We start from the raw sequence: 8,491 nt of genomic DNA on the forward strand, positions 1-8,491 counted from the left end.
GGTTCGACCTCCAACAAGAGCCTGCTTCTATGATGAGCTTAGACTATTAATTTAACAATGTCAATTCTTAAGTCAGGTCTCACTGTTAAAATGTCAGTTTTTTAGTCAAGAGAAATCAGATCATGTTTAGCAAATTACCCTTAATTTCCTCAAAATGATATATTTTCCTTCTATTTACCCTATTTCACGCAGGTAAGCAGGTCTGGGTGTGAGTTGTCTAACCAGTGCAGCGTCAGCAGTCCAAAACTCAGCAGATGTAATCTCAGCACAAGCAAGAAAAGCTGCATCATAGAGAGTTGATAATCCGTATTGCTCGGCGATTTCCCAAGTTCTTGTCCTAATTGCTTCTTCTTCTATGTAATCAATCGGAAGTTCGCAGAAATCTTCAAAAAATCCTTGTGCTTCCTCGGTTGTAATGACTCCTAGTCGGGTTTTCTTCCGTAATACAGACCCTACTTCTGCCCAGGCGAAAGCAGGAGATACTAAGCGTAAATTTAAGCTTAATGCCTCCGTTACTAAGGTTCTGGCTTCGAGTTGATAAACCTCTGGGACAAGGTAGGGAATCCAAACGCTAGTATCTATACACAAAAGTCTAGTCAAGTCTTCCCTCACCTGCTCTCAAGCTGTGAATTAAGTCTGTAGAAGCTGGTTGTATGCCGGTTTTGAGTTTGACGGCTTCGCTGCGGGCAATAATTCGCTGATGTGCAGCCCATCCCCTTCTACGTCGCACTTCATTTTCTAAAGCTTTAACCACTAAATCATTAAATGATTCACTACTGTCTTTGAGTTTTCTGGCTTTCGCAAGCAGTTGAGAAGGAAAACGGATTGTTAAAGCTTCGCGTTCCATAACTTTCTTTGCAACCAACTAATGATATCACTTATTGTAACTATTTAATTTTTCTGAGCAAAAATGTCAAATAATGTGCTACGAGTGAGTGGTTAATAGGTCATGCTGAAAGCGATCGCCTGCAATTTCAAACAACCTCTGCAATAACTTTATTCTTAATTGGAACAGAAAACTTAGCTATCAGGTCACTGTAGTATAATTGCCAAGTCAAAAAAATAACGGTAAACTAAAGCAAATTTCATAAAAAGTCAATAAGTCTTAATTTTCGTTAAAGTTGGGATAACAATCACAGTGTGAGGATTAATACTATATGCGAATCTTACTGGTATATCCAATATTTCCCAAAACCTTTTGGTCTTATGAGAAAATTCTAGAGTTAGTCGATCGCAAGGTTTTGTTACCACCTTTGGGTTTAGTGACGGTGGCGGCAATTCTGCCCCAAGAATGGGAGTTCAAGCTGGTTGATCGCAACATTCGGTCAATCACAGAAGCAGAATGGGCATGGGCAGATGTAGTAATCCTTTCGGCGATGATTGTCCAGAAGGAAGATTTATTAGGGCAAATTCAAGAAGCAAAACAACGTGGTAAGTTAGTTGCTGTGGGTGGTCCTTATCCTACTTCTGTCCCTCATGAAGTGGAAAATGTCGGTGCAGACTTCCTGATTCTCGATGAAGGGGAAATCACCCTACCGATGTTTATTGAGGCGATTCAACGGGGTGAAACTTCTGGTGTTTTCCGCGCCACAGAAAAACCAGATGTCACAGGTACACCAATTCCCCGGTTTGATTTATTAGAATTGAATGCTTATGACATGATGTCGGTGCAGTTTTCGCGCGGGTGTCCTTTCCAATGCGAATTTTGTGACATTATTGTTCTCTACGGACGCAAACCGCGCACCAAAACCCCAGCACAACTATTAGCAGAGTTAGATTGTCTGTATGAGTTGGGTTGGCGGCGGGGTGTGTTTATGGTGGATGACAACTTTATCGGTAACAAGCGCAATGTGAAATTGTTGCTGAAAGAGTTGAAAGTCTGGATGGAAGAACATCAATATCCCTTCCGCTTTGATACTGAGGCTTCTATTGACTTGGCACAAGATCCAGAAATGCTGGAGTTGATGGTGGAGTCTGGCTTCTCTGCGGTGTTCTTGGGAATTGAAACACCCGATGAAGAGAGTCTGCAATTAACGAAGAAGTTTCAAAATACTCGCAGTTCCCTAGCCGACGCAGTGCAAACCATTATTAAGGCTGGATTGCGGCCAATGGCTGGGTTTATTATCGGGTTTGATGGGGAAAAAGTAGGCGCAGGCGATCGCATTGTCAGATTTGCCGAACAAGCCGCAATTCCCTCTACTACCTTCGCAATGTTGCAAGCCTTACCCAATACAGCATTGTGGCATCGTCTGAAAAGAGAAGGACGACTGCGGGAAAATCAAGATGGTAACATCAACCAAACAACGTTGATGAATTTCCTTCCTACCCGTCCTCTAGAAGATATTGGCAGAGAATATATTGAAGCGTTCTGCACTTTATATGATCCAGTCAACTATTTGGATCGTACCTATCGCTGTTTCTTGATGATGGGTTTACCCAAATGGAAAGCACCTTCCAAAATGCCGGAATGGATAGTTGTGAAGGCGCTACTGATTGTAATTTGGCGACAAGGTATTAAACGCGAAACTCGCTGGAAATTCTGGCATCACTTGTTTAGTATCCTCAAGCGTAACCCAGGAGTGCTGGAACATTATATATCTGCCTGCGCTCACAACGAGCATTTTCTAGAGTATCGCCAAATTGTCCGCGAGCAAATAGAAAGTCAGGTAGCTGCGTATTTGGCACAAGGGACAGAAGAACCTTATGTATTGGTAGAGAAAAAAGCTGAGGAAAAAGCCGAGGCGATCGCTAGTTAGTTGAATCTTTGTAGAGACGTTGCATGGAACGTCTCTAAATTCTTTTTTATCCAGAAGTTTGTCAATATCGTGCCAATATTCCGCACTTTCAACGGTCAAATGAGGAATAATTCGGAATTTTTGACTGTTTAAAAGCACAAACGCTATTTATTTGAGCGTCTTGACATCAGGATAATTAAGAATCTTTGCATCAACAGTTAATAAATGACAATCATAAAACCTGGCTGTTGCTACTATAAGTTGGTCAAACGGGTCATTATGAAAACCTTTTAATTGAGTTGAATCAACAACTATTGGTAGAGTCAAATTTAATAGCTGTACTCCAGGATAAGCCAAAGCAACTTCTAACCATTCATTAATAGATAAGGGCAAAATTAGTCTATTTTTTTCAACTAATTTTGCTACTTCCCAACAAGAAAGAATGCTGATTCCTAGTCCGGATTTCTCATAATCTTGTAACCATTGTCTATGTTTTGCGGTCAGTCGTGAATCGTTTTGTACCCACCAAACCCAGATGTGAGTGTCAAGTACAATCATTGCAAAACTTCCCAATCTTCTAAAGCAACAGGTTCTGTGGGGTCATCATACTGATATGGCTGTGTGTTATGCAAAGGATAAAGATTTTTATCTGATTTGTATTTTGGATCTGCTTGATTTTGTAGCGTTTTAGCTTCCAAAATTATCACTTCCACAGCTTCGCCCGCATGAAAGGGTAAACCTTGCAATGTCAAAGTTCCATCTTCAGTTAAAATAACTTCGATTTTATGAGCGTTCATCTGACAATTCCTCATGCGAAAGAATTTTAGATTGTGCTACAAATAACTAGACTTATTAGCCTGTTATCTGTAAAACTAACTCTGATGCTGTAGTTATTAACAAAGTATCAATCTTCCCATTATTCCTAACAGCTAATTCGTTGCTTGATGGCTTTCTTGATAAATTATTTCCTGAAACTGAATCATATCTTTTTGCGGATCAGAGTGACTAACTTTCACTAATACCTGTTCTCCTAATCCTACGGAACGTTTAAAGAACATCGGCAACTGCAAGCCCAAATCTTCTAACAAAATTAGTGCCAAGTTGCTGTCTTCTCGTAGCCACATTAAAACTGTCACATCCCAAACTTTATCGGGATGACGGCGCAAATATTCTAAAGCCCAATATCTATTAGTTTGCCGTTCTACCATTGTCACTTCTTGGGTGGTAGAGGTAACTGCCATCATTACTTCTCGCAGTTGGTCGGCGGTAAAGGGGAGAATTTCACCCCGTAAGTGGGCTTTTAACTGAAAGTGCGTCAGTAAATCACTGTAACGGCGAATGGGAGAAGTTGCTTGAGTGTATGTATTTAAACCTAAACCAGCATGACGTAGAGGTGTGATGCTCATTTCACTCTTGGGCATACAACGACGCATGGCACAGGAGCGGACAAATCCGGCTGGGAGTAACAGCAATTCTTCGTCTGGAGGTAATTCTGGTTGTGGTTGACCGCGGAAGGGCAAAGGTATATTGTGGGCTTGACCGTAACGGGCGGCCACTTCACCAGCCATAATCATCATTTCCGCTACCAATTGCCGTGATGAGGAATCATCTAAGATATCAATATCGATCTGGTCGTTTTTGACTTTGATCGTCGCCTCCGGCATATTGATACTGATGGCTCCTTGATTATACCGCCAAGATTTCCGTCGCTTTGCCCAGTTAGCGATCGCCTCAATTTCTGGTTCGGCTTCCACACCTAATTCCAGCATCTCATCGACATCTTCGTAGGTGAGGCGATAAGTCGGCTTAATAAAACTCGGATGAATCGTGTAATCTTCTACACAGCCAGTTTCATCTAAAACCACCCCAAAACTCAAGGCGCAAGAAACCCTTCCTTGTACCAAACTCATGGGACCAGTTGCCAATAATTCCGGGAACATGGGAACCATCCCCGTAGGCAAATATACTGTGCTGCCCCGTTTTCTGGCTTCTAAGTCTAATTCATCTTCTGGGACTAACCACCGGGTAGGATCGGCAATATGCACCCATAACCGTTCTCGCCCATCTGGTAGTAATTCCCAACTGAGACCATCGTCTATTTCAGTAGTGCTTTCATCATCAATTGTGTAGACCTTTAAATGAGACAAATCTAGGCGATCTGCATCTAAGTCGGTGGGTGGGAAATCCAAACGCTGTTGCGCCACTTCTAATACCTTGCTAGGAAACTGAACCGAAATTGACGAACGACGCAGAAACAAGTTTTCATGGGCATCCCACCAACCTAAGTCTATTAATAACTGAAAAGCTCCTGGGGGAGTTGCTGGACGTTCCAGCATATTCATTGTTTCTAACACTGGGGCTGGCGGCGGATAGGCACGGGCGAGAGTATCATAATTTACTCCCATTCGGACGACATCAGCCAGCAATGCTGCGTATTTTTCCAGTGCTTCTAATCGCTGGCGGTCGTGGCGTTGCCATTCTACCACTTCACCCTGGAGGGCTTGTTCTACACGATCCGCAAATTCTTTCTGTCCCTTAGCTTTCAGTGCTTTGACTTCTGTCTGGTGTTTGAGTTCTGCTACCTGGGCCGCAGTTCGTGGTTCATAAGCGTCTCCTTTTTGCTTGAAATAGAGTTTATCTTCTGATAACAAGCAATGGGCTGCATAACAAGTAGCCGCTTCTGATTCCGAAAACAGCAGAGTCGCCATTTGGGATGGTGTGACTGTTTCGCCATCCTCAACCAGTAATTCCCAAGCTACTTCCAGACTAGAGGGATCTATATAAGGTTGAACCTGCCCTTGAAAACTGCTGATGTCAGTGGGCTTATAGGTTTGTCCGTTAACTGTATAACTAATTTGTCTAGGCGCGAGGCTGTGAGATTGACCACGTTCATCTACCACAAACCAACGGGTTTTACCGTCGGGGCGGTCTACGACACCCAGACGGCGATCGCCTTGAACCCTAAATTCAACTAGCGTACCCTTATCCACAACTCTCGCAATTATTTGGTGAACATTTTTTATAGTTTTAAGTTCAGAGTTAGGAGTTTTGATTCTTAACTCATCACCTAATTTTAGATTTTAAATTTCGGATTTTGGATTGAAAAATCAAAATTTAAAAAACTTTGAAGCCACTGATTTGATTCATGGCACAAATTTAAAATCCCAAATCCCAAATCCTAAATTCTAGATTTTGAGCAACTACCTTCAGGTATGAGGTCAATCTAAAATCTAAAATCTAAAATCCAAAATTGAGTGACTTTTTTTTAAGCTTCCGCATTGACGAATGGCAATAAAGCCACAATCCGCGCCCGTTTAATTGCTAATGTCAAATCCCGTTGTTGCTTACAGGTTAGCCCAGTAATCCGACGTGGTAATATTTTACCCCGTTCGGTAATAAACTTACGCAATAAATCAACATCTTTGTAATCGATGGGATCTCCTGGCTTAATGGGAGACAGGCGACGACGATAGTAACTCATCTTTACTTAATTTCCTTGTGTACAGTATGTTTGTTGCAGTGTGTACAGAACTTTTTCAGTTCTACACGGTTAGTCGTGTTGCGACGGTTCTTGGTGCTGGTATATCTGGAAACACCAGCAGATCGCTTATCAGGGTTAGAACGACACTCTGTACATTCGAGTGTCATTATTATACGCGCACCTTTACTCTTAGCCATAATCTTACAAACAGTCAAGCCTGAAGAGAATTAACACAAATTACTATCTTCTCACACTTCGGAGCATTTTTCCAACTAATCGCTTAATTTTTATATCCAGCGAGTAGCCCCGACGCGACGAAACTATGAAAGTTTTACCATAGCGGTCGTGCAGAGCTTGCTGCATCTGATTGTCAGATAAAGCAGCACCACAATCAATTGCCAGGGGAATCAATAGCATGATAGCGGTGGGGTTGGCTCTGATGTTGCTCAGGGCAATTGACACCAAAAGCGCACCAAAACCGATTATAGCTTCTCGTTTGAGCAGCGATCGCAAGGTAGGAACTCTGCCTGTGATTTCGCCATTCCTGACTTCGAGAATTTTCAGGTCAAAAGCCCAACGCCCTAAGCTTTGTCCTTGATTGTTGTAAACCACCAGTATCCGAAAAATTGCCCAGCAGAACAGAAAAACGAGAATTTGCACCCACTGGATACCGATTTGATTGCCTCCCAATATAGAACTGATTAACCAGACTCCCAGGAAATCCAGTCCTAATGCCATTCCTCGCCGGCCAATATCAGCTTTGGGATAGTGTATTTCGGGGACTCGTTCTATAGTCATAAAAAATAGGTGTTTTTATTTAGCTGGGAAAATAATTATGGCTCCTGTTGTTTATATTAAAGTCAGGACTGAGGCGATCGCTTGGCTAATGTCGTTCATTAAGCCACATTTTGCACCGAGTTAATTCCTTCTCCACACCATTGCACCAGTAACCAGCGACGAGAATCCTGATCAAGTGCTGGCAAAACACGGAAGTTAAAAACTTCTTGCCACACTTCCAACTCATACTGGGAGACAAAATCTGCTTCCAGTTCTTGGAAATGTTGCCAGGAGCGATCGCCTATAGCAGTTAGTATCGGAATAATTGTCATAATTGGGATTTGGGTAGCTACAGGTGTCATCCAAGGTAGTCCTCAAAAATACAAATAAATGGCATGGTTAGTTTTTTGGTATTGATGATTTTCACCAATCGCTTACCTTTGCTTCTAGCTAGGGCAAAACAAGCTAATTCTGTGGCTGCTGCTGACCAATCTCTAGTATCGGTTATTGGATCAAATTCGTCTTGTCCTTCATTCTCTGGTTGGGTGTCATCACTCATACTGCCATTATGATATGCTTTCCTAAAAAGTCAGACTCATTGGCCATGCTATCAGTTAGCGATGCAGAGGCAATTATTTTAAATTTGGTGCAACCGTTAGATCCGCAACGGGATATAGAAATTATAGATTTATTGGCAGCAGACAGACGAATTATTTCCACTCCTGTCACCAGTAAATTAGATTTTCCCCATTGGGATAATTCGGCAATGGATGGCTACGCAGTTCGTTACGAAGATGTCCAGCAGCCAACAAGTTTAGAAATTGTCGAAGAAATTCCCGCAGGATATCAACCCCAGTCTATAGTTCAACCAGGGCAAGCAGCGCGAATTTTTACAGGTGCAGTGATGCCAATGGGGGCGGATACTGTGGTGATGCAGGAAAAAACACGCCGAGAAGATAACCTTGTATTTATTTTAGCTGCACCCCAACCACAGGAATTTGTTAGACACAAAGGGGCTTTTTACCAAGCTGGAAAACAATTATTACCCAGAGGAGTGAAATTAAATCCTCCAGAAATTGCAGTTTTAGCGGCGGCGCAATGTGCAGAATTAAGTGTTTACCGTCGTCCCCGTGTGGCAATTTTTTCTAGTGGTGACGAGTTGGTAACGCCTGATAAAGTTTTGGAACCTGGTCAAATTGTCGATTCTAATCAATACGCTTTAGCTGCTTTGGTGAAAGAGACGGGGGGAGAACCATTATTGTTAGGTATTATTCAAGATAATCCAGATGCTTTGAGAGAGGCGATCGCCTATGCCATAACTCATGCTGATATAGTTTTATCGTCTGGTGGTGTATCAGTAGGCGATTATGACTATATTGATCAAATCCTGGAATCACTGGGGGCGGAAATTCATATTCAGTCTGTAGCTATCAGTCCAGGTAAACCCCTCACTGTCGCCACTTTCCCCACTCCCCACTCCCCACCTGTCTCTTATACA

General features: G+C 42.4%; 12 protein-coding genes. 2 read left to right on the forward strand and 10 right to left on the reverse strand.

Going from position 1 to position 8,491, the window contains the following annotated elements; all coding sequences use genetic code 11:
* Positions 1-174: 174 nt before the first annotated feature.
* Together AACX33_RS15555 and AACX33_RS15560 are read right to left on the reverse strand one after the other, a co-directional pair.
* Positions 175-600, reverse strand: coding sequence for a type II toxin-antitoxin system VapC family toxin (locus AACX33_RS15555; protein ID WP_193996998.1), 426 nt, complete (start codon positions 598-600; stop codon positions 175-177).
* Positions 593-847, reverse strand: coding sequence for a YlcI/YnfO family protein (locus tag AACX33_RS15560; RefSeq protein WP_193996997.1), 255 nt, complete (start codon positions 845-847; stop codon positions 593-595). Before AACX33_RS15560 ends, AACX33_RS15555 begins: the two co-directional genes overlap by 8 nt.
* 310 nt (positions 848-1,157) lie before the next feature.
* Here AACX33_RS15560 and AACX33_RS15565 point away from each other — a divergent pair, with 310 nt between their 5' ends.
* Entirely contained in the window at positions 1,158-2,756 is a 1,599-nt protein-coding gene (locus tag AACX33_RS15565; RefSeq protein ID WP_193996996.1) for a B12-binding domain-containing radical SAM protein, read from the forward strand.
* A 147-nt stretch (positions 2,757-2,903) separates the two neighbouring features.
* Here AACX33_RS15565 and AACX33_RS15570 read toward each other — a convergent pair whose 3' ends face one another.
* From AACX33_RS15570 to AACX33_RS15605, 8 genes are all read right to left on the reverse strand, one after another.
* Complete coding sequence (locus tag AACX33_RS15570) at positions 2,904-3,293, reverse strand: type II toxin-antitoxin system VapC family toxin (protein ID WP_193996995.1); 390 nt, start codon at positions 3,291-3,293, stop codon at positions 2,904-2,906.
* Positions 3,290-3,532, reverse strand: a complete 243-nt coding sequence (locus AACX33_RS15575) for a hypothetical protein (RefSeq protein ID WP_193996994.1) — start codon at positions 3,530-3,532, stop codon at positions 3,290-3,292. Before AACX33_RS15575 ends, AACX33_RS15570 begins: the two co-directional genes overlap by 4 nt.
* Positions 3,533-3,664: 132 nt before the next feature.
* Positions 3,665-5,725 carry an RNB domain-containing ribonuclease gene (locus tag AACX33_RS15580; RefSeq protein ID WP_193996993.1) on the reverse strand — a complete coding sequence of 687 codons (2,061 nt, stop codon included), beginning with the start codon at positions 5,723-5,725 and terminating at the stop codon, positions 3,665-3,667.
* A 275-nt stretch (positions 5,726-6,000) separates the two neighbouring features.
* The gene (rpsR, locus tag AACX33_RS15585) at positions 6,001-6,216 is read right to left on the reverse strand and encodes a 30S ribosomal protein S18 (RefSeq protein WP_089092213.1); all 216 of its coding nucleotides are present in this window, start codon (positions 6,214-6,216) and stop codon (positions 6,001-6,003) included.
* A gap of 2 nt (positions 6,217-6,218) precedes the next feature.
* The gene (gene rpmG, locus AACX33_RS15590; RefSeq protein WP_193996992.1) at positions 6,219-6,413 is read right to left on the reverse strand and encodes a 50S ribosomal protein L33; all 195 of its coding nucleotides are present in this window, start codon (positions 6,411-6,413) and stop codon (positions 6,219-6,221) included.
* A 43-nt stretch (positions 6,414-6,456) separates the two neighbouring features.
* Positions 6,457-7,014: an RDD family protein gene (locus AACX33_RS15595; RefSeq protein WP_193996991.1), complete on the reverse strand. Its 558-nt coding sequence runs from the start codon at positions 7,012-7,014 to the stop codon at positions 6,457-6,459.
* 98 nt (positions 7,015-7,112) lie between these two features.
* Positions 7,113-7,355 (reverse strand): hypothetical protein, encoded by a 243-nt coding sequence (locus AACX33_RS15600; protein WP_193996990.1) that lies wholly within the window; start codon positions 7,353-7,355, stop codon positions 7,113-7,115.
* Positions 7,352-7,552 carry a hypothetical protein gene (locus AACX33_RS15605; RefSeq protein WP_193996989.1) on the reverse strand — a complete coding sequence of 67 codons (201 nt, stop codon included), beginning with the start codon at positions 7,550-7,552 and terminating at the stop codon, positions 7,352-7,354. The genes AACX33_RS15600 and AACX33_RS15605 overlap by 4 nt, the downstream gene beginning before the upstream one ends.
* Before the next feature lie 45 nt (positions 7,553-7,597).
* Here AACX33_RS15605 and AACX33_RS15610 point away from each other — a divergent pair.
* Positions 7,598-8,491 (forward strand): molybdopterin molybdotransferase MoeA (locus AACX33_RS15610; RefSeq protein WP_227789140.1); only part of this gene is annotated, 894 nt, incomplete at its 3' end.

The sequence above is a fragment of the Nodularia sp. LEGE 04288 genome (assembly GCF_963896525.1).
Taxonomy (GTDB): Bacteria; Cyanobacteriota; Cyanobacteriia; order Cyanobacteriales; family Nostocaceae; genus Nodularia.

Bases quoted from the DNA above. Each gene is read 5' to 3' on its own strand.
- AACX33_RS15575 (WP_193996994.1), bottom strand. From the start codon at position 3,532: ATGAACGCTCATAAAATCGAAGTTATTTTAACTGAAGATGGAACTTTG.
- AACX33_RS15560 (WP_193996997.1), bottom strand. From the start codon at position 847: ATGGAACGCGAAGCTTTAACAATCCGTTTTCCTTCTCAACTGCTTGCG.
- AACX33_RS15570 (WP_193996995.1), bottom strand. From the start codon at position 3,293: ATGATTGTACTTGACACTCACATCTGGGTTTGGTGGGTACAAAACGAT.
- AACX33_RS15565 (WP_193996996.1), top strand. From the start codon at position 1,158: ATGCGAATCTTACTGGTATATCCAATATTTCCCAAAACCTTTTGGTCT.
- AACX33_RS15600 (WP_193996990.1), bottom strand. From the start codon at position 7,355: ATGACACCTGTAGCTACCCAAATCCCAATTATGACAATTATTCCGATA.
- AACX33_RS15605 (WP_193996989.1), bottom strand. From the start codon at position 7,552: ATGAGTGATGACACCCAACCAGAGAATGAAGGACAAGACGAATTTGAT.
- rpmG (WP_193996992.1), bottom strand. From the start codon at position 6,413: ATGGCTAAGAGTAAAGGTGCGCGTATAATAATGACACTCGAATGTACA.
- rpsR (WP_089092213.1), bottom strand. From the start codon at position 6,216: ATGAGTTACTATCGTCGTCGCCTGTCTCCCATTAAGCCAGGAGATCCC.
- AACX33_RS15595 (WP_193996991.1), bottom strand. From the start codon at position 7,014: ATGACTATAGAACGAGTCCCCGAAATACACTATCCCAAAGCTGATATT.